At 70.5% G+C, this 23819-nt stretch carries 25 protein-coding genes and 1 pseudogene; 20 read left to right on the top strand and 6 right to left on the bottom strand.

Annotated elements, in window-relative coordinates; translation table 11 throughout:
- The 3 genes and pseudogenes from CS062_RS26325 to CS062_RS21515 all read left to right on the top strand — a co-directional run.
- Nucleotides 1–904 (top strand): annotated as a pseudogene (locus CS062_RS26325) (hypothetical protein); the annotation flags it as partial.
- A 330-nt stretch (nucleotides 905–1234) separates the two neighbouring features.
- Nucleotides 1235–2140: a penicillin-binding transpeptidase domain-containing protein gene (locus CS062_RS21510; RefSeq protein ID WP_099863603.1), complete on the top strand. Its 906-nt coding sequence runs from the start codon at nucleotides 1235–1237 to the stop codon at nucleotides 2138–2140.
- Between the two features lie 52 nt (nucleotides 2141–2192).
- Nucleotides 2193–2684, top strand: a complete 492-nt coding sequence (locus tag CS062_RS21515; RefSeq protein ID WP_099863604.1) for a copper chaperone PCu(A)C — start codon at nucleotides 2193–2195, stop codon at nucleotides 2682–2684.
- 15 nt (nucleotides 2685–2699) lie between these two features.
- On the opposite strand, the gene CS062_RS21520 is transcribed toward CS062_RS21515, so the two are convergent.
- Complete coding sequence (locus tag CS062_RS21520; protein ID WP_099863626.1) at nucleotides 2700–3638, bottom strand: LysR family transcriptional regulator; 939 nt, start codon at nucleotides 3636–3638, stop codon at nucleotides 2700–2702.
- A gap of 149 nt (nucleotides 3639–3787) precedes the next feature.
- Between CS062_RS21520 and CS062_RS21525 the strand changes: the two genes are divergently transcribed.
- Together CS062_RS21525 and CS062_RS21530 are read left to right on the top strand one after the other, a co-directional pair.
- Nucleotides 3788–4828, top strand: a complete 1041-nt coding sequence (locus tag CS062_RS21525) for a zinc-binding alcohol dehydrogenase family protein (RefSeq protein ID WP_099863605.1) — start codon at nucleotides 3788–3790, stop codon at nucleotides 4826–4828.
- 224 nt (nucleotides 4829–5052) lie between these two features.
- On the top strand, nucleotides 5053–6030 hold the full coding sequence (locus CS062_RS21530; protein ID WP_099863606.1) for a type 1 periplasmic-binding domain-containing protein: 978 nt from the start codon (nucleotides 5053–5055) through the stop codon (nucleotides 6028–6030).
- Between the two features lie 135 nt (nucleotides 6031–6165).
- On the opposite strand, the gene CS062_RS21535 is transcribed toward CS062_RS21530, so the two are convergent.
- Nucleotides 6166–7251, bottom strand: coding sequence for a TFIIB-type zinc ribbon-containing protein (locus CS062_RS21535; RefSeq protein ID WP_099863607.1), 1086 nt, complete (start codon nucleotides 7249–7251; stop codon nucleotides 6166–6168).
- A gap of 150 nt (nucleotides 7252–7401) precedes the next feature.
- Between CS062_RS21535 and CS062_RS21540 the strand changes: the two genes are divergently transcribed.
- Together CS062_RS21540 and CS062_RS21545 are read left to right on the top strand one after the other, a co-directional pair.
- Entirely contained in the window at nucleotides 7402–8085 is a 684-nt protein-coding gene (locus CS062_RS21540) for a phasin family protein (protein ID WP_099863608.1), read from the top strand.
- Between the two features lie 154 nt (nucleotides 8086–8239).
- The gene (locus CS062_RS21545) at nucleotides 8240–8872 is read left to right on the top strand and encodes a PEP-CTERM sorting domain-containing protein (RefSeq protein WP_099863609.1); all 633 of its coding nucleotides are present in this window, start codon (nucleotides 8240–8242) and stop codon (nucleotides 8870–8872) included.
- Between the two features lie 135 nt (nucleotides 8873–9007).
- Here the strand turns inward: CS062_RS21545 and CS062_RS21550 are convergent, their stop codons facing one another.
- Nucleotides 9008–10504: a carboxypeptidase M32 gene (locus CS062_RS21550; RefSeq protein WP_099863610.1), complete on the bottom strand. Its 1497-nt coding sequence runs from the start codon at nucleotides 10502–10504 to the stop codon at nucleotides 9008–9010.
- A gap of 84 nt (nucleotides 10505–10588) precedes the next feature.
- Complete coding sequence (locus CS062_RS21555; RefSeq protein WP_099863611.1) at nucleotides 10589–11071, bottom strand: YqaA family protein; 483 nt, start codon at nucleotides 11069–11071, stop codon at nucleotides 10589–10591.
- Between the two features lie 21 nt (nucleotides 11072–11092).
- On the opposite strand from CS062_RS21555, the gene CS062_RS21560 reads away from it, so the two are divergent.
- From CS062_RS21560 to ruvC, 10 genes are all read left to right on the top strand, one after another.
- The gene (locus CS062_RS21560) at nucleotides 11093–11989 is read left to right on the top strand and encodes a substrate-binding periplasmic protein (RefSeq protein WP_099863612.1); all 897 of its coding nucleotides are present in this window, start codon (nucleotides 11093–11095) and stop codon (nucleotides 11987–11989) included.
- An 86-nt stretch (nucleotides 11990–12075) separates the two neighbouring features.
- Complete coding sequence (gene dusB / locus CS062_RS21565) at nucleotides 12076–13170, top strand: tRNA dihydrouridine synthase DusB (RefSeq protein WP_099863613.1); 1095 nt, start codon at nucleotides 12076–12078, stop codon at nucleotides 13168–13170.
- Complete coding sequence (locus CS062_RS21570; RefSeq protein WP_099863614.1) at nucleotides 13167–13400, top strand: helix-turn-helix domain-containing protein; 234 nt, start codon at nucleotides 13167–13169, stop codon at nucleotides 13398–13400. The genes dusB and CS062_RS21570 overlap by 4 nt, the downstream gene beginning before the upstream one ends.
- An 86-nt stretch (nucleotides 13401–13486) precedes the next feature.
- On the top strand, nucleotides 13487–15067 hold the full coding sequence (gene purH / locus CS062_RS21575; RefSeq protein ID WP_099863615.1) for a bifunctional phosphoribosylaminoimidazolecarboxamide formyltransferase/IMP cyclohydrolase: 1581 nt from the start codon (nucleotides 13487–13489) through the stop codon (nucleotides 15065–15067).
- A gap of 359 nt (nucleotides 15068–15426) precedes the next feature.
- A complete protein-coding gene (locus tag CS062_RS21580) occupies nucleotides 15427–15948 on the top strand; it encodes a porin family protein (protein ID WP_099863616.1) in 522 nt (173 codons plus the stop codon).
- Nucleotides 15949–16160: 212 nt separating this feature from the next.
- On the top strand, nucleotides 16161–17570 hold the full coding sequence (locus CS062_RS21585; protein ID WP_099863617.1) for a coniferyl aldehyde dehydrogenase: 1410 nt from the start codon (nucleotides 16161–16163) through the stop codon (nucleotides 17568–17570).
- Nucleotides 17567–19201 (top strand): GMC family oxidoreductase, encoded by a 1635-nt coding sequence (locus CS062_RS21590; RefSeq protein WP_099863618.1) that lies wholly within the window; start codon nucleotides 17567–17569, stop codon nucleotides 19199–19201. Before CS062_RS21585 ends, CS062_RS21590 begins: the two co-directional genes overlap by 4 nt.
- 9 nt (nucleotides 19202–19210) lie before the next feature.
- Nucleotides 19211–19840, top strand: coding sequence for a lysophospholipid acyltransferase family protein (locus tag CS062_RS21595; protein WP_091725938.1), 630 nt, complete (start codon nucleotides 19211–19213; stop codon nucleotides 19838–19840).
- Nucleotides 19837–20823, top strand: a complete 987-nt coding sequence (locus tag CS062_RS21600; RefSeq protein WP_099863619.1) for a phosphatidate cytidylyltransferase — start codon at nucleotides 19837–19839, stop codon at nucleotides 20821–20823. The genes CS062_RS21595 and CS062_RS21600 overlap by 4 nt, the downstream gene beginning before the upstream one ends.
- 11 nt (nucleotides 20824–20834) lie before the next feature.
- Entirely contained in the window at nucleotides 20835–21383 is a 549-nt protein-coding gene (ruvC, locus tag CS062_RS21605; protein WP_099863620.1) for a crossover junction endodeoxyribonuclease RuvC, read from the top strand.
- Between the two features lie 6 nt (nucleotides 21384–21389).
- Here ruvC and CS062_RS21610 read toward each other — a convergent pair whose 3' ends face one another.
- Nucleotides 21390–21896: a cupin domain-containing protein gene (locus CS062_RS21610; RefSeq protein ID WP_099863621.1), complete on the bottom strand. Its 507-nt coding sequence runs from the start codon at nucleotides 21894–21896 to the stop codon at nucleotides 21390–21392.
- A 144-nt stretch (nucleotides 21897–22040) separates the two neighbouring features.
- Complete coding sequence (locus tag CS062_RS21615) at nucleotides 22041–22379, bottom strand: DUF805 domain-containing protein (RefSeq protein ID WP_099863622.1); 339 nt, start codon at nucleotides 22377–22379, stop codon at nucleotides 22041–22043.
- 173 nt (nucleotides 22380–22552) lie between these two features.
- Between CS062_RS21615 and CS062_RS21620 the strand changes: the two genes are divergently transcribed.
- From CS062_RS21620 to CS062_RS21630, 3 genes are read left to right on the top strand one after another with little or no spacing between them, the layout of a single operon-like run.
- Nucleotides 22553–22930: a COG4315 family predicted lipoprotein gene (locus CS062_RS21620; protein WP_099863623.1), complete on the top strand. Its 378-nt coding sequence runs from the start codon at nucleotides 22553–22555 to the stop codon at nucleotides 22928–22930.
- A gap of 26 nt (nucleotides 22931–22956) precedes the next feature.
- Nucleotides 22957–23490 (top strand): RNA polymerase sigma factor, encoded by a 534-nt coding sequence (locus CS062_RS21625; protein ID WP_099863624.1) that lies wholly within the window; start codon nucleotides 22957–22959, stop codon nucleotides 23488–23490.
- Nucleotides 23491–23500: 10 nt separating this feature from the next.
- Nucleotides 23501–23743 (top strand): anti-sigma factor family protein, encoded by a 243-nt coding sequence (locus CS062_RS21630; protein ID WP_099863625.1) that lies wholly within the window; start codon nucleotides 23501–23503, stop codon nucleotides 23741–23743.
- The last annotated feature ends 76 nt before the right edge of the window (nucleotides 23744–23819 follow it).

Raw genomic sequence — 23819 nt, forward strand, 5'->3', positions numbered from 1 at the left:
TGCCGCCGCGCTCGGCCTGCGCCGCGCCCGCATCGCGCGCCGGCTGGGCGACTGGGCTGCGCTGCAGGACGAGCTGCGCGAGCTCGGCCAGACCCTCAACCATGGCCGCCTGCCCAGGCTGGAAAGACGGCAACTGCGCGCCCGCGTCGCGATCCTGGCGGCCTGGCACTGGTACGGCAGCCTCGGCCAGGCCGCGCCGGCGCTCGACAAGCTCGACGAGGTCGACCCCGAGGTGCTGGCCAGCGACTCCACCCTGCGCTGCGACCACGGCAACCTGCGCGGCATCGTGCTGCGCGAGCTGGCCATCGCCCGCGGCGACGCGGCGCTCGCGACGCAGTCGCTGGCCAGCCTGGGCGACGCACTGCGTGGCGCCTCGCTGGCCGGCCTGCCCGACGCGCTGCAGGTCTGCGCCGCCAACCTGTCCAACACGCTGGGCCAGCTCGTCGAGGCCGGCCTGCTGCCGGCGACCGGCCCCGGCATCGAAGACGCGCTGCGCTGGCTGCTGCTGAGCGACGCGCTGTGCGCGCGCTGGCAGCTCGGACGCAGCTCGCTGCTGAACACGATCTTCCTGCTGCGCCTGGCGGCGCTCGGCCGCCTGGACTTCGCGGCGCTCCAGCGCCTGGCCTCGGCGCAGGGCCTTCCGCTGCCGGCGGCCTCGTTCAACGAGCTCGCGGCGCAGCGCTGGGCCTCCTGCCGCGCCCGCCACTCGCAGATTCCCGCCGACCAGCGCTGTGCCTTCCTGCTGCTGTGGGCCCGCCATGCGCTCGATGAAGGCGACGCCTTCACCGCCACCGATCTCGTGCGCCAGGCCCGGTTGCAAGCCCGCAAGCTGCGCGACGAGGAAGCGCGGCGGCGCTATCTCGACGAGGCCGAGACGCTGATGCCGCACACGCGACGCGCCTGAGTCCGGCGCGCTCGACGGCGCTCCTCGCGCAGCGCGGCATCGGCCGGGCAAGGCGGGGCGGGGCGGGGCCGGGCCGGGCGGGGCCGTGCCAAGGTCGCCGCTCGCCGCTCGCCGCTCGCCGCTCGCCACGCGTCACTCGCTACTCGCTACTCGCTGCTCTCCACTCGCCACTCGTCACTCGTCACTCGTCACGCGTCACGCGTCACGCGTCGCTCGTCATTCGTCACGCGCCAATGGCCGCTGCCGCAACGTCCGTAACCGCATTTCGGCACAGCGCTGCGCGGCGGACTCCGGACACTGGCGGCCTCCATCCAAGCACGGAGTTCCTCCATGTCCCTGTCTCGCCTGTCGACCGGCGCCCTGCTCGCCTGCCTTGCCCTCACCGCCTGCCGCGCCTCGATCGCGCAGGGCGATCCCACGGCCGCCTCGACCCTGCCGGCCGCCGCGCCCACCGCCCAGGCTGTCGTTCCCGCCGACCAGCGCGAGCGCTGGGAAACCCGCCCCGAGTTCCAGCGTCACTTCGCCGAGCTCGGCACCACGGGCACGATCACGGTGCTCGACACCCGCTCGCATCGCTGGATCGCCTCGGACAGCGTGCGCGCCTTCGAAACCTTCCTGCCGGCGTCGACCTTCAAGATCCCGATGTCGCTGATCGCGCTGGAGACCGGCGCCGCGGTCGACGAGACGCAGCCGTTCAAGTGGGACGGCACCGAACGGCGCATCGCCGACTGGAACCGCGACCAGACGCTGGCCTCGGCCTACCGGGTCTCGGCGGTATGGGTGTTCCAGTCGCTCGCCCGGCAGGTCGGCCAGCCGACGGTGCAGCAGTTCCTGCGCGACTTCCGCTACGGCAATGCGATCGCCGGACCGGTCGGCGACCGCTTCTGGCTCGACGGCGACCTGCGCATCTCCGCGGTCGGCCAGGTCGACTTCCTGCGCCGCGTGCACGACCGTGCGCTGCCGCTGTCCGACCGCACCTACGACATCGCCCGCCGGGTGATGCTGCGCGAGCAGGGCCCCGGCTGGCGGATGTACGCCAAGACCGGCTGGGCGGACGATCCCAAGTCGCGGTCGATCGGCTGGTTCGTCGGTTGGGTCGAGCAGGACCGCGACCCGCGCCCGGTCTACTTCGCACTCAACCTGGACATGACCGACCCGGCCTTCGCCCCCCGGCGGGAGGAGATCGCCAAGCGCGTCCTGCGCGCGCTCGGCGCGCTGGAACCGGCCAGGCCGTGAGCGATCGCGGATACTCGCCCGATCGTCGACACCCCCGATTGGATGCCCTCCGATGAAGTTCCCTTCCTTCGCCCGCACCGCCGCCCTTCCCCTGCTGCTGGCCGCCGGACTGGTCCAGGCCCAGGTCGTCGTCAGCGACGCCTGGGTCCGCGCCACCGTGCCGCAGCAGAAGGCCACCGGCGCCTTCATGCAGATCAAGTCGCCGACGGAGACGAAGCTGGTGTCGATCAGTTCGCCGGTCGCCGGCGTGGCCGAGGTGCACGAAATGGCGATGGACGGCAACGTCATGCGCATGCGGCCGGTGAGCGCGCTGGTCGTGCCGGCCGGCAAGCCGGTGGAGCTGAAGCCGGGCGGCTATCACGTGATGCTGATGGAGCTGAAGGGCCCGCTCAAGACCGGCGACGCGGTACCGCTGACGCTGGTCTTCGAGGGCGCCGACAAGTCGCGCTCGACCGTCACCGTCCAGGCGCCCGCCCGGACCGGCCCGGTCGCCGCGCCCGATGCCAAGGACCCGCACGCGGGCCACGGCGACCACAAGCACTGACCCACCGATCGCGGCTCACGGACGCCGCAATCCCTCCGCGAGGTGATCCACCAGCGCCTTGAGCCGCAACGGCAGGAAGCGCTGGCTGGGCATCAGCGCATGCAGCGGCATCGGGCGGCCGACCCATTCGGGCAGCACCTCCACCAGCGCCCCGCTGGCCAGGCTGTCGCGGATGTCGAGGTCGCTCTTGTAGGTGAGGCCCCGTCCTTCGAGCGCCCACTGGTGCGCGATGCCGCCGTCATCGGCGGTGCGCCGGCCCTGCACCGACACGTCCACCGGCGCCGCCTGCATCGCATCGCGGCGCCAGAAGCGCCACTCCCGCTCCAGCCGGTCACCGATCTTGAAGCGGATGCACTCATGCTGGGTCAGCTCGCCGGGATGCGTGGGCCGCCCCTGGCGCTTCAGGTAGTCCGGCGACGCGACCAGCAGCCGGCGCCCCTCATGGAGCTTGCGCGCCACCAGCCGCGAATCGGCCAGTTCGCCATAACGCAGCGCCAGGTCCACCTCGTCGCGCACCACGTCCTGCAGCGCGTCGCCCACGCTGAGCTGCAGCTCGACGCCCGGATGACGGTCGAGGAAGCCGTCCAGCAGCGGCAGCACCACGCGGCGCGTCAGGTCGCTGGATGCGCTCAGCCGGATGCGGCCGCGCAGGGCCGCCTGGCTGCCGCGGCCCTTGCCCGCCGCCGCCTCGCCCTCCGACACCAGCGCCAGGCCCTCGTCGAGCAACTCCAGCGCCCGCTGCGCATAGTCCCGCAGCCGCTCGCCGGCCATCGTCAGGCGCAGCGCCCGGGTGCTGCGCTCGGCCAGCCGCACGCCCAGCCGCGCCTCCAGCTTCTTCAGCATCGCGCTGGCCGCCGCCGGCGTGATGCCCATCTCCCGCGAGGCCGCCGTCAGGCTGCCGCCCCGCGCGCACTCGATCAGCAGGCGCAGCTCGGCGGTGTTCTCGATGTTCATGGGCATGAGCTCCTTCGGAATCTTCAATCTGGACTTGAAACTGATAGCAATTCAACCGACTTCATTGATTCTGCCGAAGCGCGCACCATCCGTCCCCTGCCCCCTGATCCCCTTTCCTTGTCATCCCATCCATTAAAAGGAGTTGGCCCATGAAAGCTGTCGGCTATTTCCAGTCGTTGCCCATCACCGCGTCCGAGTCGCTGCTCGACCTGGACCTGCCGCTGCCGTCGCCCGGACCGAAGGACCTGCTGGTCGAAGTCGCCGCGGTCGCGGTGAATCCGGTGGACACCAAGGTCCGCATGCGACGCGCCAGCGCCGACGGCAAGACGCCGGTCATCCTGGGTTGGGACGCGGTCGGCACGGTGCGCGCGATCGGTCCGGAGGTGAGCGGCTTCGCCGTCGGCGACCGCGTCTGGTACGCCGGCGACATCACCCGTCCCGGCAGCAATGCGCAGTTCCAGTGTGTCGACCACCGCATCGCCGCCCGGGCGCCCACGACGCTGAGCGACGCCGAGGCGGCCGCGCTGCCGCTGACCGCGATCACCGCCTGGGAACTGCTGTCCGACCGGCTGCAGGTCCAGCAGCAAGCGGACCGTCCGGTCAGCCTGCTGGTCACCGGCGCGGCCGGCGGCGTCGGCTCCATCCTGGTCCAGCTCGCGCGCCGCCATGCCCACCTGACCATCATCGGCACCAGTTCCGAGCCGGAGGGCGAAGGCGGCCGCTGGCTGCGATCGCTGGGCGCGCATCACGTGATCAACCACCGCGAGCCGATCGCGCCGCAGATCGCCGCGCTGCAGCGCGACGGCGCGCCGCCGCTGCGCTACGTCACCAGCCTGACCCACACGCCGCAGCACTTCCCCGGCCTGGTCGAGGCGCTCGAGCCGCAAGGCAAGCTGGCGATGATCGACGACTTCGGTCCGGCCGACATCGACGTCATGGCGCTGAAGGGCAAGTCGCTGTCGCTGCACTGGGAACTGATGTTCACGCGCAGCATGCATGCGACCCACGACATCGCCGCCCAGGGCCGGTTGCTGGCCGAGGTCGCGACGCTGGTCGACGAGGGGCGCCTGCGCACGACGCTGGCCGACGTCGTCGGGCCGATTTCCGCCGAGCACCTCAAGCGTGCCCATGCGCTGCAGGAGAGCCAGCGCCAACGCGGCAAGCTGGTGCTGCAGGGCTGGCCGACCTGAGCGTCCGGCGTCGCCCGGCCTGCGTTGCGCGCATGCCGCACTTCCTGTCACGGTTGTGACGTCTTACCGCCCCGGCCCGCCGGGGCGTTTTCATTGGCGCGCTGCTCGGGAAAACCTCCAGTGCGCGACGGCCTCGCGCAGGCGATACCTGCGGCCTCGGACACCACGACGCGTCCGGCAAATCAACAACGGCCGACCACGGCCATGCAGAGCGAGGGATCGTCATGAACATCCGCAAGGTCCTGGCCGCCGTCCTGCCGGCGGCCCTTCTGTGCGCCGGCGCCTCGGCCACCGCCGCCACCATCGGGGTGATCCTGCCGGGCAGCTACCCGAGCACGGCGCAGGCCGAGGAACTGCAGCTGGGCATGACCCTCGCGCTCAAGACCTGGCCCGGCGATGCGGCGCCCCGGCTGGTCATCAAGGACAGCGGCTGCGACGCCCGCAAGGCCGAGGCGATCTCCCAGGAATTCATCAAGGCCAAGGTGGACCTGGTGCTGGGCAACTGGTGCGAGATCAACGCCGGCGCCGACGCGCTCAAGGTGGCCGGCATCCCCTTCGTCTCCAGCAACGCCGAGCGGGTCAAGGACCAGGACCTGCAGCTGCAACTCGGCCGCATCGAGCTCAATGCCGGCGAGAAGATCGCCGCCGACCTGCGCCGCCAGACCGGGCTGCGGATCAGTGCGCGGACCTCCTGCTGGATGGACTTCGACGCGACGCTGTCCGAGCGGGTGGACGCGGTGCTGTGTCCAGTGCTGACGGTCGACCGCGGCCGCTGGGACCAGGTGGCCAACACCTATGGCGCGGCCTTCCGCAAGCCCTTCACCGCCTCGGCCGCGCGCGGCTACGCGGCGATGGAGGTGGCATTGAACTACCTGCGGCGCGCCAAGGGCATGAAGCCCGCCGCGGCGCTGAAGGAGACCCAGTCGATGGTCACGCTGCTGGGCCCGGTGCCGACGCTCGACGCGCCAGCGCCGACCACCGCGCTGCAGCTGGTCTTCCGCCACGACCTGCCCAAGCTCAATCCGCAGCAGTCGCAGACGCTGGACAAGCTGGTCAAGACCAAGGGCTGCGCCTGCCCCGGCGGCACGTTGCGCGGCGGCTGCCCGCGCGACGCCGGCCCGTGGGGCGAACTGCCCTTCGTCGTGCGCGGCGGCGGCACGCCGCCCGCGTGCACCAAGCCGATCGAGCTGCTGGAACTCTGAGCGGGCGCATCGACGCCCGGCAGGCGGTCGACCCGACAGGGGCCACGCCGGACACCCGTTCGGCTCGTTCGACCCGACCTCCGCGGCGCCTTGTCCCGGGCGACTCCACCGCGACGCGGCAGCCCCGGGGTCGCCTCAGCGCAGCAACAGCCCGGCGATGCGCAGCGCGATCTCCATCAGCGTCGGCGGCGAGCCGCCGCTGGGCTCGGGCCAGCCGGAACTGGGCCAATCGCGCGCGCCACCGCGGTCGCGCCGCTCGTTCTCCCGGTCGTAGCGCTTCTCGTACTCGCCTTTCCAGAACAGGCCATGCTTGCCGCCGGCCGGATCGCTGGGCGCGACATAGGAAGCGAGCCGGCGGCGGCGCTCCTCCTCCGCCTCTTCCTCGGCGACCCGCCCGTCGTGCTCGAGCGCATCGAGCAGCGGCCCGAGCTCCTCGAGCGAGGGCACGACCACCGCATGATGGCAATGCCCGCAGCGCGTCTCCCGTGTCGGATCCATCGGCGCGCCGCAACCGCGGCAGGCCCAGCCGAGCGGCTTGCCGCCGTTGGGCATCATCAGCGGCTCCGACGGCGAACGCCGGCGCAGCGCGTTCGTCAGGCGCGGCATGTCGATCATCACCAGCGGGCTGCGGCACCACGGGCAGTCCTCGCCCTTGCCGTCGGCCGGACCGCCGCAGCTCAGGCAGCACAGCTGGCGCCGCTCCGCCTGCAGCGCACCGCGCTCGGCGGGCAGCAGCGGCCGCACCAGGCCGCGCTCGGCCAGCATGCCGGCCTGGCTGTGCAGATGGCCGCCGCAGCCGCCGCACTCCAGCACCGGGAAGCGCCCGTAGCGGGTGAGATTGCGGACCTGCTTCAGCGCCTTCGCGCAGAGCGGGCAGGCCCGGCTCGGCGCCTGCGGCCGGTCGGCCTGACGCAGCTGGTGCAGATCGCGCAGCAGCTGGATCCAGGCCGCCGGGGACAGCTGGACCGACTCGCGGGCGTCGAACCACACCAGCCCGCAGGGACCGCAGTGGTCGATGTCGACCGTCGCCGGCGCGTGATGACCGGGCAGGCTCAGATGGCGCATCGGCGCGCGGCACTGCGGGCAGTCCACGAACGCGCCCTTGCGCAGCGGCAGCTCGTGCGCCATCGCCAGGGCCGGCAGCGGCGGGGGCGCCTCCGGCACGGTGTCGGGGAAGTCGTCGCCCGGGCGGCGGCCTGGCGTGGAGGTCGGCAAGGACATGGCCGGGATTCTGGTCCATGCGCCGTTCGCCCCGATGGGGGGTTGCGGACGGGATGCGCCTCATCGTGACGCGCGACACGCGCCCTATAGTCCGGTTCTCGACGAGCGGCGGAGGTCTGCGCCGCCGCCCCGCGACGACAAGGAACGCCCATGGTCAAGAAGCAACAGAAGCCGGCCGCCCCGAAGCCGGCGAAAGGCCGCCGCAAGGGGGCCGCCCCCGCCTCGGCGAAGGCTGCGGACACGCCGTTCGCGGAGCAGGTCAAGGCGTCGGCGCAGCAGATCTGGTCGGCGGGCCTGGCGGCCTTCGCCAAGGCGCAGGACCAGGGCGGCGCGATGCTGGAAAAGCTGTCCAGCGAGAGCGTGAAGCTGCAGGCCCCGATCCGCGGCGCCGAGGAGAAGCTCGACAGCGCCGCGCGCCGGATGAGCGACCTGGCCGGCGAGGTCGGCAGCCGTGCCGGACAGCACTGGGACAAGCTGGAATCGATCTTCGAGGACCGTGTCGCGCGCGCGCTGGCCCGATTGGGCATGCCGGGGGCCGAAGAGGTGGCGCGGCTGCAGGCGCGCGTCGAGGCGCTGGCGGCCGAGGTCGCGATGCTGCGCGCCCAGGCCGCGACGCGCGCAGCCTCGTCCACGCCGGCCGTGAAGCCCTCGCGGGCGACCCCGCCCGGGAAGGCCGCCAAATCGGCACAGGCGCCCAAGACGGCGAAAGCGACGAAGGTCGCGGATACCAAGCCTGCCAAGTCGTCGGCCGGGCCCGTCAAGTCGGCCAAGGCGGCCAAATCGGCCAAGTCGGAGTCGGCCAGGTCTTCCAAGCCTCGGGCGCGCACCACCTGACCCCTTGAAACGGACATTCGTCGGCGTGCGAAACGTCACGAATCGTTCCCCGATCCCCAGCGCACAGGGGGATGGCAGGCCGCGAGGGGTCTCGAACAATTCGACACAAGCGCAGACCACTGCGCGCCTTGTCGAACTTCCAAGTCCCGCCGCCATGAAGCGTCTGATTGCAGCCTCCCTCCTCGCCGCGCCGCTGTTCGCGTTCGCGACCCCCGTGAACCTGGTGAACAACGGCAGCTTCGAATCGACCGTGGTCGGCAACGGCAGCTACACCATCGTCAACAGCGTCGTCGGCTGGACCGTCGGCCCGCACGGCCTGGAACTCCGCAACAACATCGCCGGGTCGGCCTTCAACGGCAGCAACTTCGCCGAGCTCGACACCACCACCAACAGCTGGATCAGCCAGACGCTGAACACGGTGGCCGGCGCCTCGTACACGCTGAGCTTCGCCTACACCAACCGCCCGGACAACCAGGGCGCGGTGAGCAACGGCCTGTCCTGGCAGATCGGCGACCTGAGCGGCAAGGTCGGCAATGACACCGTCACCAGCTGGCAGACCTTCAGCACCACCTTCACCGGCACCGGCAGCCCGATGACGCTGCGCTTCGGCTCGACCGGCCGCAGCGATTCCTACGGCACCTCGCTGGACAACGTGGTCGTGTCGACGCTGAGCGCCGGCGGCAATGCCTCCGCCGTGCCGGAGCCGCACAGCCTGGCGCTGATGCTGGCCGGCCTGGGCGCGATGGGCTTCGTCGCCCGTCGTCGCAAGGGCGGCGGCAGGGCCTGACAACCGAACACCGGGTCCTCGAAGACTCGTTGGGAGCGCGACGTGGGGTAGAGACCGCGGACGCGCACGGAGAAAAGGGCACCCCACCGGGGGTGCCCTTTCTCATTGGCGGTGCGTCGATCCGGCCGCTGCGTCTCAGCCCAGGTAGCGGGCCTCCAGATGGCGACGGAAATGCGCCGGCTCCAGCGCCTCGCCGCTGGCGCGCCGCACCAGTTCCGGCGTCTCCCAGCGGCTGCCCTGGGACCAGATGCGGTCCTTGAGCCAGTCGAAGACCGGCGCCAGCTCGCCGCGCGCGATCTCCTCGTCCAGCGCCGGCCGCTCGCGGCGCATCGTCGCGAACCACTGCGCCGCGTACATCGCCCCCAGCGTGTAGCAGGGGAAGTAGCCGTAGAGGCCGCAGCCCCAGTGCACGTCCTGCATGCAGCCGTCCTTGTAGTTGCCGCGCGTGTCCAGGCCCAGCAGCTCCTGCATCTTGCGGTCCCAGAGCGCGGGAATGTCCTCGACCTCGATCTCGCCCTCGATCAGCGGGCGCTCGATCTCGTAGCGCAGGATCACATGGGCCGGGTAGGTGACTTCGTCCGCATCGACGCGGATGTAGCCGGGCGCGACCCGCGTCATCAGCCGGTGGAGGTTGTCCGCCGCGAAGCCGCGCTGCCGGCCCAGGTGGCGCTCGACCAGCGGCTGCAGCAGGCCGGCGAAGCCGGGATGCGCGGCCAGCTGCATCTCGAAGGACAGGCTCTGGCTCTCGTGCAGGCCCATCGAGCGGGCACGGGCCACCGGCAGGCCCAGCCATTCGCGCGGCAGGTTCTGCTCATAGCGGCCATGGCCGGTTTCGTGGATGGTGCCGGTGAGGCTCTGCAGGAAGCTGTCGTCGCGGTAGCGCGTGGTCATCCGCACATCCTCCGGCACGCCGCCGCAGAAGGGATGGGCGCTCTCGTCCAGCCGGCCGGCCTCGAAGTCGAAGCCCAGCAGCTTCATCGCATCCAGCCCGAGCGCACGCTGCGCCGCGGCGGGGAACGGCCCCTGCGGGTGGACGAGGCTGTCTCCGGCCTGACGCTCCATCACCTGCCGGATCAGGCCGGGCAGCCACTGGCGCAGGTCGCCGAAGACGCGGTCCACCTCCGCCGAGCGCATGCCCGGCTCGTACTGGTCGAGCAGCGCGTCGTAGCGGCTCAGGCCCGAATCCTCGGACAGGTACTGCGCCTCCTCCCGCGCGTAGCGGACGACCGGTCGCAGGTTCTCGACATAGCCGGCCCAGTCGTTGGCCGCGCGTTGCTGGCGCCATTCATGCTCGCAGTGCGAGTTGGCCAGCGAGCGGGCCTCGACGAGCCGCTGGGGCACCGCGTTGGCCGAGCGCCACACGCGGCGCATCTCGCGCAGCGAGGCCCGCTGGAAGTCGTCCAGCGGCTCCTGCGCGGCTTCGTCGAGCAGCTGCTTCAGCGCCGGATCGGTGCCCAGCTGGTGCAGCAGGCCGCCCATCTCGGCCAGCGCCTCGGCGCGCGCCTGCGCGCCGCGCGACGGCATGAAGGCGGACTGGTCCCACGACGCGATCGACTGCAGGTGGGACAGACGATGGATGCGCTGGTGGCGCTGGCACAAGGCGTCGTACGCCGGGGTGCGGGGGGTGCTCATGGCGGGTCTCCTGTCGGTGCCCCGCATTGTGCAAGCGACGGCCGGTGCTTCCGCCAGTCACGCCCGACCCGGCCGGCGCCAGGCTCAGTCCAGCATGGCGACGCCCGCGGAGGTCATCAACAGATAGCGCGCGAACTTGCCGATCGCCATGTAGCCGACGCAGGGCCAGAACGGCAGCCGCAGCCAGCCCGCCAGCGCGCACAGCGGATCGCCGACGATGGGCAGCCAGCTCATCAGGCAGGTCCTGGCGCCGAAGCGCCGCAGCCAGCCCAGCACCCGCTGGTCGCGCGGCGAATGGTGCACCGCCGCTTCGTAGGCGCGTTCCGCGCCGTAGCCCATCCACCAGGTGATCGCCCCGCCGAGCGTGTTGCCGACCGTGGCCACGAGGATCGCGGGCCAGAAGAGTTCCGGCTTCGCATGCACCAGCAGCAGCACCACCGGTTCCGACCCCATCGGCAGCAGCGTCGCGGACACCAGCGCCACGACGAACACCGCGCCGAGTCCCACCTGCGGCAGAGACAGGGTCTCCAGCATCAGGTGAATCATGTGTTGCAGCCAAGCTTCCATGCGTGGGATTATCTGAAGACCATGTCCTTGCGCCGCCTTGCCGTCTCGTCGTTCGCGCTGATCGGCCTGGCCCTCGCGGGTCCAGGGCACGACGGCAGCCCGTCCCTTGGCGCGACCGCGCGGGCGCAGACCGCCCCGCCCGCCGCACAGGCAAGCGCGGCGCCCGGCCCGACCAGCCCCCTGCCGCCGATCCCGGGCTGTCCGCTGCTGATCGCCTCGGGCAACCCGCAGTACCCGCCCTATCTCTGGCGCGATCCGACCGACGAGCAGAAGCTTGTCGGGGCCAATGCCGACCTGATGCAGTGGCTCGCGACAGAAATCGGCATCCCGGTCGAGACCCGCTATGTCGGCCCCTGGGGCCGCGTCCAGGAAGAGATGCGGGCTGGCCGCATCGACCTGATCGCCGGCGCCTTCTTCACGCTGCCGCGCACCGAGTACATGGACTACTTCCATCCGGCCTTCCGCGAGACGCGCAGCGTGATCTGGACCCGCAGCGCGTCGCCGGTGCCGTACAAGCGCTGGAGCGACCTCGCGCCCAAGCTCGGGGTCACGGTGATCAACAACAGCTTCGGCGTCGAGTTCGACAACTACGCGCGCCAGTCGCTCAAGATCAGCCAGGTCGCCAGCATCGAGCAGGCGATCCAGATGCTGCAGCGCGGCCGGGCCGACTACCTGATCTACGAGGACACGCCGGCCGAGGCCTATGTCGCGCGCAACGGCGGCCCCGCGATCCAGCCGCTGCTGCCCGCGATCGCGCGCGAAGGCCTGTACCTGACGCTGTCCCACCGCTCGCGCTGCAACACCCCGGAGCTGCGCGGGCGCCTGGCCCGCGCGGTCTACAAGCTGTCGCAGGAGCGGGTGATGAACCGCCTGGTCGAGCAGGGCTTCGTGCTCTGGCGCAAGCAGCCCTCGCTCTGACGGCCCCACCCGCCGGAGGGATCGAGGAGAGAAACCGGGGCGGTATACTTCTGCCTCTTTTTTGTGCAGCCTCCGCACCGCTCCCGATGTCCACGCCGCTGCCCGGCACGCTCACGCTGGGTTCCTTCGTCCTGCCGAACCGTCTGTTCGTCGCCCCGATGGCGGGCGTGACCGACCGGCCCTTCCGCGTCCTGTGCAAGAAGCTGGGCGCGGGCTATGCGGTCAGCGAGATGGTGACCTCGCGCAAGGACCTGTGGAACAGCCTGAAGACCTCGCGCCGCGCCAACCATGAGGGCGAACCGGCGCCGATCTCGGTGCAGATCGCCGGGACCGACGCGGCCATGATGGCCGAGGCCGCTGCCTACAACATCGACCGCGGCGCGCAGATCATCGACATCAACATGGGCTGCCCCGCCAAGAAGGTCTGCAACAAGTGGGCCGGCTCGGCGCTGATGCAGGACGAGCCGCTGGCGCTGCAGATCGTGGAGGCCGTGGTGGCCGCCTGCGCGCCGCGCGGCGTGCCGGTGACGCTGAAGATGCGCACCGGCTGGTGCCAGGCCGAGAAGAACGCGGTGGCGCTGGCCCGCGCGGCGGAGTCCGCCGGCATCGCGATGGTGACGGTGCATGGCCGCACCCGCGAGCAGGGCTACAGCGGCCGCGCGGAGTACGACACCATCGCCGCGGTCAAGGCCGCACTGCGCATCCCGGTCGTCGCCAACGGCGACATCGACAGCCCGCGCAAGGCCCGCGAGGTGCTGGCCGCCACCGGCGCCGACGCGATCATGGTCGGCCGCGCGGCGCAGGGCCGGCCGTGGATCTTCGCGGAGATCGCGCATTTCCTGGCCACCGGCGAGGAACTGCCCGCGCCGCGCATCGCCGATGCCAAGCGCTGGCTGGTCGAGCACCTGCACGACCATTACGCGCTGTACGGCGAGCTGACCGGCATGCGCAGCGCCCGCAAGCACATCGGCTGGGCGGTGCGCGCGCTGCCCGGCGGCGAGGATTTCCGCCGCCGCATGAATGCGCTCGAGCGTTGCGAGGACCAGGTCCGCGCCCTCACCGACTGGCTCGACGCGCTGGCGGACGCCCACGAGCGCCTGCCCTACCTGCCGGTGGCCGACGACGCCGCGAACGACGAACAACACCAAGACGAAGACCAAGAAAGAAGGCTGACGGCATGACGCCCAAACCGATCGACTCCTGCATCCGCGAAAACCTGGAGGCCTACTTCCGCGACCTCGGCGGCGAGGACCCTCACTCGATGCACGAGATGCTGATCCGGCTCGTCGAGAAGCCGCTGCTGGAGGTCGTCATGCAGCACAGCGACGGCAACCAGAGCAAGGCCGCCGAATGGCTGGGCATCAATCGCAACACCCTGCGTCGCAAGCTGGTCGAGCACAAGCTGATCTAGCCCCCTACCGGCTTCCGCCGGCCCCTCGGAAGGGGCAAGCGCGGGAGCCCGCCAAGACCCGAATCCCCCGCATCGAAGGAATCTTCATGGCTCAACTCACCGCCCTGATCTCGGTCTCCGACAAGACCGGCATCGTCGAATTCGCCCAGGCGCTGCATGCGCTGAACGTGCGCCTGCTGTCCACCGGCGGCACCGCCAAGCTGCTGGCCGACGCGGGCCTGCCGGTGACCGAGGTCGCGCAGCACACCGGCTTCCCCGAGATGCTGGACGGCCGCGTCAAGACGCTGCATCCGAAGATCCACGGCGGCCTGCTGGCGCGCCGCGACCTGCCCGAGCATGTCGCCGCGCTCCAGCAGCACGGCATCGACACGATCGACATCCTGGCGGTCAACCTCTATCCGTTCGAGTCCACCGTCGCCAAGCCCGGCTGCACGCTGGAGGACGCGATCGAGAACATCGACATCGGCGGCCCGGCGATGGTCCGCAGCGCGGCCAAGAACTGGAAGGACGTGACGGTGCTGACCGACGCGTCGCAGTACGCGCAGGTGCTCGAGGAGCTGAAGGCCCACGGCAGGACCAGTGACAAGACGCGCTTCGCCGCCTCGGTGGCGGCCTTCAACCGCATTGCGCAGTACGACGCGGCGATCAGCAACTACCTGAGCGCGCGCCTGGATGACGGCTCGCTGACCGAGTACCCGGCGCAGATGAACAGCAGCTTCGTGAAGGTGCAGGACCTGCGCTACGGCGAGAACTCGCACCAGACCGCCGCGCTCTACCGCGACCTCTACCCCGCGCCCGGCTCGCTGGTCACCGGCAAGCAGCTGCAGGGCAAGGAGCTCAGCTACAACAACATCGCTGATGCGGATGCCGCGTGGGAGTGCGTGAAGAGCTTCGACACGCCCGCCTGCGTGATCGTCAAGCATGCGAACCCCTGCGGCGTGGCCGTCGCCGCGACGCCCGCCGACGCCTACGCCAAGGCCTTCAAGACCGACCCGACCAGCGCCTTCGGCGGCATCATCGCGTTCAACCGCGAGGTCGACCGCGCCGCCGCGGAACTGGTCTCCAAGCAGTTCGTCGAAGTGCTGATGGCGCCGTCGTTCAGTGCCGAGGCGCGCGAGATCTTCAAGGGCAAGGTCAATGTGCGCCTGCTCGAGATCGCGCTGCCGCCGGGCGGCGCGCGCCCCTGGGACCAGGGCCGCAACGCGCAGGATGTCAAGCGCGTCGGCTCGGGCCTGCTGGTGCAGACCGCCGACAACCACTTCCTCGGCAAGGCCGACCTGAAGGTCGTCACCACGCTGCAGCCGACCGCGCAGCAGCTGGACGACCTGATGTTCGCGTGGACCGTCGCGCAATACGTCAAGAGCAACGCGATCGTCTTCTGCGGCAACGGCATGACGCTGGGCGTCGGCGCGGGCCAGATGAGCCGCATCGACTCGGCGCGCATCGCCTCGATCAAGGCGGAGAACGCCGGCCTGGCGCTGGCCGGCTCGGCCGTGGCCAGCGACGCCTTCTTCCCGTTCCGCGACGGCCTGGACGTGCTGGCCGACGCGGGCGCCTCTTGCGTCATCCAGCCTGGCGGCTCGATGCGCGACGACGAGGTCATCGCCGCGGCCAACGAACGCGGCATCGCGATGGTCTTCACCGGCGTGCGCCACTTCCGGCATTGAGCCTGCACGCCGGGGTCGGGTGTTGCCCGTCCCCGCCGCCTGCATGCCCCTGGTCCTGCTTCAGGCCCGGCCTTCGCGCCGGGCCTTTTGCATGGCGCGTTGCCTATGATTCCGACGGCCCATCGATGGCCTGCTTAGGTCGTTAAGACCGCATCAATGTGTGTACGGTCTGCAGAGCAAACCCACCCTGATAGGGGATGGAGGGCCAAAACACCGACTCATTTGCGTCGCGGGCCTACAACTCCGTATGCACTTTTTTACGGAGCCGTGACCTCTTGCATTGACCGGTCAAGCGCGGCGTTGATACCTTTCGCCCCCGCACCGCTGAGGTGCGATTTTTCTTAAAGAGAAGTATTCGAATGACCAAGATTTCCGCCATCGTCGCCGCCGCCCTGCTGGCCGCCGGCGCCGCTCAAGCCCAAACCGCGACCGCGAACCCGTTCTACGGCGAAGTCGGCTACACCTTCATCAAGGTGAAGGACGGCGGCGACTCCGTCAAGCCGGGCGCGATCCGCGCCATCGTCGGCTACGACCTGCACCCGAACGTCGCGCTGGAAGGCATGTTCGCCTTCGGCGTGTCCGACGACACCTTCGAAGGCGTCAAGTACAAGATCTCGCGCAGCTACGGTGTGTTCGTCACGCCGAAGTACGCCTTCGACCAGTTCGAAGTGTTCGCCCGCCTGGGCTACGCCGACAGCAAGATCAAGGCTTCGGCGCAAGGTGAATCCGGCTCGAGCAGCGACAGCAGCTTCGCCTACGGCCTGGGCGCCAAGTACAACTTCGACAAGTCGTTCTACGGCGCTGTCGACTACATGCGCTTCTACAAGAAGGACGACGTCAAGGCGGACGGCTTCACGCTGAGCGTCGGCTACCGCTTCTGATCGTCGCGATCGCCTCGCGCGATCCGACCGGGCCCTCGTCGGCTCGATGTCAAAGCCCGGCTCCGGCCGGGCTTTTTCGTTGGCGCGCCGCCGCGCGCAGGCCGGCCCCCACCAGCTAGTCGGGCCTCTCTAGTCCAGGGTCGCCGCGCTTGGCCGGCTGCGCGAATGCGCATAGCCTTCGGCTCATTCCAAGCATCCGGCGGAGACACGCGATGGACCAAGCCCTGCACGAGCGCCTGCACCTGATCCTGGAGCAGCAGCGCGCGGCCTTCGATCGCGAGCGTCTGCCCTCGCTCGCGCAGCGTCGCGACCGGCTGGAGCGGCTGCTGCGGATGACCTCGGCGCATGCGGACGCGCTGGCCGATGCGATGTCCCGGGACTTCGGCCACCGCTCGCGGCATGAGAGCCTGCTGGCGGACCTCTTCACCGTCGAGTCGGGCGCGCGCCATGCGATCCGGCATCTCAAGCGCTGGATGGCGGTGCGTCGCGCGCCGACCGCCCTGCACTTCCTGCCCGCGTCCAACCGCCTGATGCCGCAGCCGCTCGGCGTGGTCGGCATCGTCGCGCCCTGGAACTATCCGTACTACCTGGCGATGGCGCCCGCGCTCGCGGCGCTGGCCGCCGGCAACCGGGTGATGATCAAGCCCTCCGAGCTGACGCCCGCGACCTCGGAGCTGATGGCCCGGCTCGTCGCCCAGCACTTCGCGCCCGACGAGATGACCGTCGTCACCGGCGATGCCGAGGTCGGCAAGGCCTTCACCCAACTGCCCTTCGATCACCTGTTCTTCACCGGTTCGACGCCAGTGGGCCGCCTGGTGGCGCAGGCCGCGGCGCAGCACCTGACGCCGGTCACGCTGGAGCTGGGCGGCAAGTCGCCCGCGATCGTCGACCGCAGCGCCGATCTGGCGCTGGCCGCCGAGCGGATCGCCTTCGGCAAGCTGCTCAACGCCGGCCAGACCTGCGTCGCGCCGGACTATGTGCTGGCGCCCAAGGAGCTGGTGCAGCCGCTGGCCGACGCGATCGTCGCGGCGGTGCGCCGCTTCTATCCGCGCATCGACGGCAATCCCGACTACACCGCCATCGTCAGCCCGCGTCACCATGCGCGGCTGCGCGGTCTGCTGGACGACGCACGCGCCCGCGGCGCGACGCTGCGTCCGACGCACGACGAGGCGCCGTCCGACCGGCGCCTGGTGCCGACGCTGCTGCTGGGCACGACCCCCGACATGACGGTGATGCGCGAGGAGATCTTCGGCCCGCTGCTGCCGATCGTGCCCTACGGCCATGTGTCCGAGGCGATCGCGCAGGTCAACGCCGGCGATCGCCCGCTGGCGCTCTACTGGTTCGGCGAGGACCGGGCCGCGCGCGAGGACCTGCTCGCCCGCACCGTGGCCGGCGGCGTCACCGTCAACGACTGCATCTGGCACCTCGGCCAGGAGGAGCAGCCCTTCGGCGGTGTCGGGGCCAGCGGCATGGGCGCCTACCACGGCGTGTGGGGCTTCAACACCTTCAGCAAGCTCAAGCCGGTGTTCCTGCAATCGCGCCTGGCAGGCACGGCGCTGTTTCATCCGCCGTATGGGAAGACGTTCGAGCGCCTGCTCGGCCTGTTGAAGAAACTCGCATGAGCGGGCGTGGCGAGGTCGGCGTCGATGCCTATGCCGCTGCCGCTGCCGATGCCGACTTCGTGATCGTCGGTGGCGGGTCCGCCGGCGCGGTACTGGCGAGCCGGCTGAGCGAGGACCCGGACTGCCGCGTGCTGCTGCTCGAGGCTGGCGGACGCGGCGACAGCTGGGTCACGACCACGCCCTTCGCAGGCGTGCTGCAGGTCGCGACCCGGCTCAACAACTGGGGTTTCGAGACCACGCCGCAGGCGGGACTGAACGGGCGACGCGGCTATCAGCCACGTGGCAAGGCGCTGGGCGGATCCTCGGCCATCAACGCGATGGTCTACACGCGCGGACACCGCAGCGACTACGACGCGTGGGCCGCGGCCGGCAACCCGGGCTGGGGCTACGACGACCTGCTGCCGCACTTCATCAAGGCCGAGCGCAACGCGCGTTTCGGCGCGCCGTGGCATGGCCAGGACGGTCCGCTGCATGTCGGCGACCTGCGCACCGACAGCCCTGCGCACGCGGCCTGGTGCGCCGCGGCGCGTGAATGCGGTCATCCGGTGCGCGAGGACTTCAACGGCCAGGACCTGGAAGGGCTCGGCGTCTACCAGGTCACGCAGCACGAGGGCGAGCGCTGGAGCGTCGCGCGCGGCTACCTGCACCCGATCCTCGGCCGGCGGCCCAACCTGCGCGTGGAGACCGGCGCGCGCGCGTTGAAGCTGGTGCTGGCGGGCCGCCGCGCGGTCGGCGTGGAAGTGCTGCAGGGCGGTCACCGGCGAACGCTGCGCGCGGCGCGCGAGGTGCTGGTCTGCGCGGGCGCGCTGCAGTCGCCGCAGTTGCTGATGTGCTCGGGCATCGGCGACGGCGCCGCGCTGCAGGCGCTGGGCCTGCCGGTGACACACCCCCTGCCCGGTGTTGGCCGCAACCTGCACGACCATCCCGACTTCGTCTTCGGCTACGCGTCGGAAAGGCTCGATCTGGCCGGGCTGTCGCTGCGGGGCGGCTGGCGCTTCCTCGCCCAGGCGCGGCGCTACCGCCGGGAGCGGCGCGGACTGGTCACCAGCAATTTCGCCGAGTGCGGCGGCTTTCTGTCCACGCGCCCCGGCCTGCCGGCGCCCAACGTGCAGCTGCACCTCGTGGTGGCGCTGGTGGAGGACCATGCGCGTCGACTGCACCTGGGCCATGGGATGTCCTGCCATGTGTGCCTGCTGCGTCCGCGCAGCCGCGGCGCCCTGACGCTGGCCAGCGCCGATCCGCTGGCCGCGCCGCGCATCGATCCGGCCTTTCTCGACGATCCCGAGGATGTGCGCGAGCTGATCGAGGGCTACAGGCTGACGCGCGACCTGATGCGCGCGCCGGCGATGCGGGCGCTCTGGCGGCGCGAGCTGTGGAGCGCCGGGGTCGACGACGACGCGGCGATCGAGGCGCTGCTGCGCGCGCGCGTGGACACCGTCTATCACCCGGTCGGCACCTGCCGCATGGGCCCGGACGCGATGGCGGTGGTGGACGAGCGGCTGCGAGTGCGCGGCCTCGACGGGCTGCGGGTGGTGGACGCATCGATCATGCCCAGCGTCGTCAGCGGCAACACCAACGCGCCGGTGGTGGCGATCGCCGAGAAGGCGGCCACGATGATCCAGCAGGGATAATCCCGCCCCATGGTCCTTGCCGAAATCACCGGCCTGTTCCTGTCCTGGCTGGCGCGCCTGATCACCGGCGCCCAGGGACACTGGAAAGGCTGCCCGCCGACGTCCGAACAGCGCATCTACTTCGCCAACCATCAGAGCCATTTCGACTGGGTGCTGATCTGGGCGTCGCTGCCCGGCGAACTGCGCGCCCGCACCCGCCCGATCGCCGCGCGCGACTACTGGACGAGCTCCGCGCTCAAGACCTGGCTCACCACCGCCGTGTTCAACGCCGTCTACGTCAGCCGCACCCGCGCCACGCCGGACGAGGACCCGCTCGAGCCGCTGGTCGACGCGCTGCAGGGCGGCGACTCGCTGGTCATCTTTCCCGAGGGCACCCGCTCCAACAAGGGCGCGCCGCAGGCCTTCAAGGCCGGCCTCTACCACCTGTCCGAGCAGTTCCCCGAGGTGCAGCTGATCCCGACCTGGATCGACAACGTCCAGCGCGTGATGCCCAAGGGCGAGGTCGTGCCGGTGCCCATCCTCTGCACCGTCACCTTCGGCGCGCCGATCCGCATCGAGCCCGGCGAGGACAAGCGCGCGTTCCTGGAACGCGCCCGCGCCGCGGTCATGGCCCTGCGTCCGGGAGGGTGGAAGGAATGAGGTGGCTCAAGTCCTTGAACACCGGCGAGCAGGTCGCCTTCCTGTTCGTCGTGCTGTTCGGCGCGCTGCTGCTGGTGAGCATCGGCTCGGTGCTGTGGTCGCTGCGAGAGCGGCCCGAGCAGGAGCAGGAAGCCTGGCAGGCGCGTTGGTCCCGGTTCCGGCATGAACTCAACATGGTCTGGGTCGGCGCCTGCCTGTTCTGGGCCGCCTGGGTCTCGGGACCGGTCGGCGCGACCCTGCTGTTCGGCGTGTTCTCGTTCCTCGCCTTCCGCGAGTTCATCACCCTGCTGCACACGCGCCGCGCCGACCACCGCGGGCTGATCATGGCCTTCTTCGTCATCCTGCCGCTGCAGTACGTGCTGGTGGGCACGCGCCACTTCGACCTGTTCTCGGTGCTGATCCCGGTCTACGGCTTCCTGGCGATCCCGGTGGCCAGCGCGCTGGCGGACGATCCGGGCCGCTTCCTCGAGCGCAACGCCAAGATCCAGTGGGGCATCATGGTCTGCGTCTACGGGCTGTCGCACGCACCGGCGCTGCTGCTGCTGGACATCCCGAAGTACCAGGGACGCGGCGCCTTCCTGCTGTTCTTCCTGGTGGCCGTGGTGGCGTGCGGGCAGATCGCGCAGGCGATCGCCACGAGCCGCTTCCGCGCCCGGCCGGTGGCGCGCCGCATCAGCCGTTCCTTCACGATGAAGGCCTGGTGGATCGGCGCGTTCGCGGCCGCGCTCGCGGGCGCGCTGCTCTACTGGATCACGCCCTTCAAGGCCGGCCAGGCGGCGATCGCGGCCTTCATCGCGGCCGGCTGCGGCAGCTTCGGCGTCTTCGTGATGCAGGCGCTCAAGCGCGACGCCGGCATCCATGCCTGGGGCAACCGCAGCGCGATCACCGGCGCGGTCGGGCTGCTGGACCGCATCGCGGTCATGTGCTTCGCGGCGCCGGTGTTCTTCCATTCGGTGCGGTGGTACTTCCGCGCCGGCACCTGAGGAGATCCGCCATGCGCATCCTCGGCATCGACCCCGGCCTGCAGACGACCGGCTTCGGCGTGATCGACGCGGACGGCCCGCGCCTGACCTACGTGGCCAGCGGCACGATCAAGACGAACGCGCTGCCGACCGGCGACCTGCCGGGCCGGCTCAAGATCCTCTACGACGGCATCCGCGAGGTGGTGTCGCGCTACCAGCCGACCTGCGCGGCGGTCGAGATCATCTTCGTCAACGTCAATCCCCAATCGACGCTGCTGCTGGGTCAGGCGCGCGGCGCCGCGCTGACGGCGCTGGTGTCCTGCGACCTGCATGTGTCGGAATACACCGCGGTGCAGATGAAGAAGGCGATCACCGGCCACGGCGGCGCGGCCAAGGCGCAGGTGCAGGCGATGGTGGCGCGGCTGCTGGCGCTGCCCGGCGAGCCGGGCAAGGACGCGGCCGATGCGCTGGGCATCGCGATCATGGACGCGCATGCGCGCGTGTCCTTCGATGCGATGAGCCGTCAGACCACGCTGCAGCGACGCCAGCATGCGCAGTTCAAGGGCTCGCGCACCTACTGAGTTGCTTCAGGGCTCGTCGTGCCAGTAGTCGAGGTCGCCCTCGCCGACCTTGCGCAGCGCCTCGAACGGGCGGTCGCCGCCGATGCCGGCCTCGGCCATGAATTTGTTGGAGTCGGGATAGACGCAGATCTCGGGCTGCTCCATCGTGCTGATGGACAGGTATTTGATCGGCGCGTCCGAGGTATTGATGATGTGGTGCGGGTAGTCGGGCCCGGCGGGGATGAAGATCACGTCGCCGGCCTTGATCGGCAGTCGCTCGCCCGCCACGCGCAGCGTGCCGGCGCCTTCCAGCACGATGAACATTTCTTCCTGCGCGTGATGCAGGTGGTAGGGGCAGGTGGTCTTGCCCGGCTCGACGATGTCGTAGGACGCGCCGAGCTTCCTCGCGGCGGTGCCCCGCGCCAGCCGTGCATAGCGCGACTCGTACAGCGGCTCGCGCTTGAACGTGGTCAGCTCGGCTTCATGGAAATTGCGGATCAGCTGGGCGGCGAGCGCCTGGGCGCGATCGTTCATGCTGGGGGTCTCCTTGCGCGACGACGGAACGGGCTCACTCGAACCCGGGATCGCAGGCTAGCGTGTCCCCCCGCCTTGGGCAAACCCAAGTCAATGACATGAGCGCGAGGAGCGCAACGGTGCGCTCCGCGTCCGTCGCCGGGTTCAGGCCGACGCCACGCCGGCGACGTCGCCGTAGCGGTTCGGCGCGGTCGGCTGCACCAGCCAGTACAGCACGACGAAGAAGCCGATGATCGGGATCAGGCTGATCAGCTGCCACCAGCCGCTGCGGTCGATGTCGTGCAGGCGGCGCGCGGCGGCGGCCAGCGACGGCACCAGCATCGCCAGCGAGAAGATCAGGCTCAGCACGTCGGAGAAGACGCCCAGCCCCACCGAGACCAGGACGATGAACAGCGCGAACCACCAGTACTCGGACCGGCTGGCGGTCCCGTTGAAGTCGGCGTACTTGCGCAGGCAGATCTGGATCGATTCCCCGAATGTCATGGCATCCCCCTCTCATGTGAACATGTCGCCCCGGATCGGGGTCGGCGGATCGTAATGGCCTGCCACCGCCATGGCGATCCCTCGCAGGGAGGACGAAAGTCAGTTGGAATAACCCGCCTCGCTGCCGTGTTCATGCAATACCCCCCACCTGATCCCAACCCAGGAGACCCCGCATGACGAAGACCCTCAAGCTCACCGCCACCGTGCTGCTGATGGCCGCCGCCGGCCTGGCCGCCGCGCAGTCGGCCCCCGCGACCGCCAAGGACGGCGCGCTGGTCGGCGCCAACGACATGACGCTCTACACCTTCGACAAGGACACCGCCGGTAGCGGCAAGAGCGTCTGCAACGGCCCGTGCGCCACCAACTGGCCGCCGCTGATGGCGCGCGCCGAGGACAAGGCCTCCGGCGACTGGACCGTCATCACCCGCGACGACGGCTCCAAGCAATGGGCCTACAAGGGCAAGCCGCTGTACTTCTGGGCCAAGGACGCCAAGCCGGGCGACCGCACCGGCGACGGTATCAACCAGGTCTGGCACACCGCCAAGCCGTAACCCCGGCCCCGAGGTCCGCCCCGTCCATGTCCCTCGTCCTGGACGACGTACTGCCGCTGCTGCCGCGGCTGCGCCGCCACGCGCGGCTGCTGTGCGGCGACTCGGCACGGGCGGACGACCTGCTCCAGGACACGCTCGAACGCGCGGCCCGCAAGGGCGCGCTGTTCCACGCGGAGCCCGGTCCCGAGCGGATGGACGCGATGCGCAACTGGCTGCTGACGCTGATGCACCGCCTCTATCTCAACCAGCGGCGCGATGCCCGCGAGGCCCTGCACGACTCGCTGGACGACGAGGACACGCCGCAGCCGCTGGTCCATGAACCGCAGCAGCAGGTGGCCCTGCGCCTGGACCTCGAGCGCGCACTGGCCGCGTTGCCGGCCGCCTCGCGCGAGATCCTGCTGCTGGTCTGCGTCGAGGAGCTCAGCTACCAGGACGCCGCCCAGGTGCTGGACGTGCCGGTGGGCACGGTGATGTCCCGGCTGTCCCGCGCGCGGGAGCGGCTGCGGCAGTCGATGAGCGGCGCCGCACCGGCCCGCCCCCCGCTGCGGGTGGTGAAATGAGCGCCCCGCCATGACGCACGACGACCACGACCTCGACGACGCCACGCTCCACGCCTACGTGGACGGGCAACTCGATCCTTCCCGCGCCGCCGAAGTCGCCGACCGACTGCTGCGCCACCCGCGCGCCGCGCAACAGGTGCTGGCCTGGCGCGAGCAGCGCGAGGCCCTTCAGGCGCTGCATCGGGACTGGCTCGACGAACCGGTGCCGTCGCGGCTGAGCGCCGCGCCGCGCCCGCCCGCCGCCCCCCCTTAGATCGGAAGAGCGGCGTGTAGGGAACCGCTGGAGACTACCCTAGGCGGCGGAGCGTGACACAAAAAGACTATGACAG

This window comes from Roseateles chitinivorans (assembly GCF_002761755.1).
GTDB classification, from domain to species: Bacteria; Pseudomonadota; Gammaproteobacteria; order Burkholderiales; family Burkholderiaceae_C; genus Roseateles; species Roseateles chitinivorans.

Coding starts and splice junctions, on each gene's coding strand:
- CS062_RS21510 (WP_099863603.1), top strand. CDS start 1,235: ATGTCCCTGTCTCGCCTGTCGACCGGCGCCCTGCTCGCCTGCCTTGCC.
- CS062_RS21570 (WP_099863614.1), top strand. CDS start 13,167: ATGACGCCCAAACCGATCGACTCCTGCATCCGCGAAAACCTGGAGGCC.
- CS062_RS21630 (WP_099863625.1), top strand. CDS start 23,501: ATGACGCACGACGACCACGACCTCGACGACGCCACGCTCCACGCCTAC.
- CS062_RS21595 (WP_091725938.1), top strand. CDS start 19,211: ATGGTCCTTGCCGAAATCACCGGCCTGTTCCTGTCCTGGCTGGCGCGC.
- CS062_RS21600 (WP_099863619.1), top strand. CDS start 19,837: ATGAGGTGGCTCAAGTCCTTGAACACCGGCGAGCAGGTCGCCTTCCTG.
- CS062_RS21625 (WP_099863624.1), top strand. CDS start 22,957: ATGTCCCTCGTCCTGGACGACGTACTGCCGCTGCTGCCGCGGCTGCGC.
- CS062_RS21535 (WP_099863607.1), bottom strand. CDS start 7,251: ATGTCCTTGCCGACCTCCACGCCAGGCCGCCGCCCGGGCGACGACTTC.
- CS062_RS21610 (WP_099863621.1), bottom strand. CDS start 21,896: ATGAACGATCGCGCCCAGGCGCTCGCCGCCCAGCTGATCCGCAATTTC.
- CS062_RS21550 (WP_099863610.1), bottom strand. CDS start 10,504: ATGAGCACCCCCCGCACCCCGGCGTACGACGCCTTGTGCCAGCGCCAC.
- CS062_RS21555 (WP_099863611.1), bottom strand. CDS start 11,071: ATGGAAGCTTGGCTGCAACACATGATTCACCTGATGCTGGAGACCCTG.
- CS062_RS21540 (WP_099863608.1), top strand. CDS start 7,402: ATGGTCAAGAAGCAACAGAAGCCGGCCGCCCCGAAGCCGGCGAAAGGC.
- ruvC (WP_099863620.1), top strand. CDS start 20,835: ATGCGCATCCTCGGCATCGACCCCGGCCTGCAGACGACCGGCTTCGGC.
- CS062_RS21525 (WP_099863605.1), top strand. CDS start 3,788: ATGAAAGCTGTCGGCTATTTCCAGTCGTTGCCCATCACCGCGTCCGAG.
- CS062_RS21580 (WP_099863616.1), top strand. CDS start 15,427: ATGACCAAGATTTCCGCCATCGTCGCCGCCGCCCTGCTGGCCGCCGGC.
- dusB (WP_099863613.1), top strand. CDS start 12,076: ATGTCCACGCCGCTGCCCGGCACGCTCACGCTGGGTTCCTTCGTCCTG.
- CS062_RS21560 (WP_099863612.1), top strand. CDS start 11,093: ATGTCCTTGCGCCGCCTTGCCGTCTCGTCGTTCGCGCTGATCGGCCTG.
- purH (WP_099863615.1), top strand. CDS start 13,487: ATGGCTCAACTCACCGCCCTGATCTCGGTCTCCGACAAGACCGGCATC.
- CS062_RS21590 (WP_099863618.1), top strand. CDS start 17,567: ATGAGCGGGCGTGGCGAGGTCGGCGTCGATGCCTATGCCGCTGCCGCT.
- CS062_RS21620 (WP_099863623.1), top strand. CDS start 22,553: ATGACGAAGACCCTCAAGCTCACCGCCACCGTGCTGCTGATGGCCGCC.
- CS062_RS21585 (WP_099863617.1), top strand. CDS start 16,161: ATGGACCAAGCCCTGCACGAGCGCCTGCACCTGATCCTGGAGCAGCAG.
- CS062_RS21515 (WP_099863604.1), top strand. CDS start 2,193: ATGAAGTTCCCTTCCTTCGCCCGCACCGCCGCCCTTCCCCTGCTGCTG.
- CS062_RS21615 (WP_099863622.1), bottom strand. CDS start 22,379: ATGACATTCGGGGAATCGATCCAGATCTGCCTGCGCAAGTACGCCGAC.
- CS062_RS21520 (WP_099863626.1), bottom strand. CDS start 3,638: ATGAACATCGAGAACACCGCCGAGCTGCGCCTGCTGATCGAGTGCGCG.
- CS062_RS21530 (WP_099863606.1), top strand. CDS start 5,053: ATGAACATCCGCAAGGTCCTGGCCGCCGTCCTGCCGGCGGCCCTTCTG.
- CS062_RS21545 (WP_099863609.1), top strand. CDS start 8,240: ATGAAGCGTCTGATTGCAGCCTCCCTCCTCGCCGCGCCGCTGTTCGCG.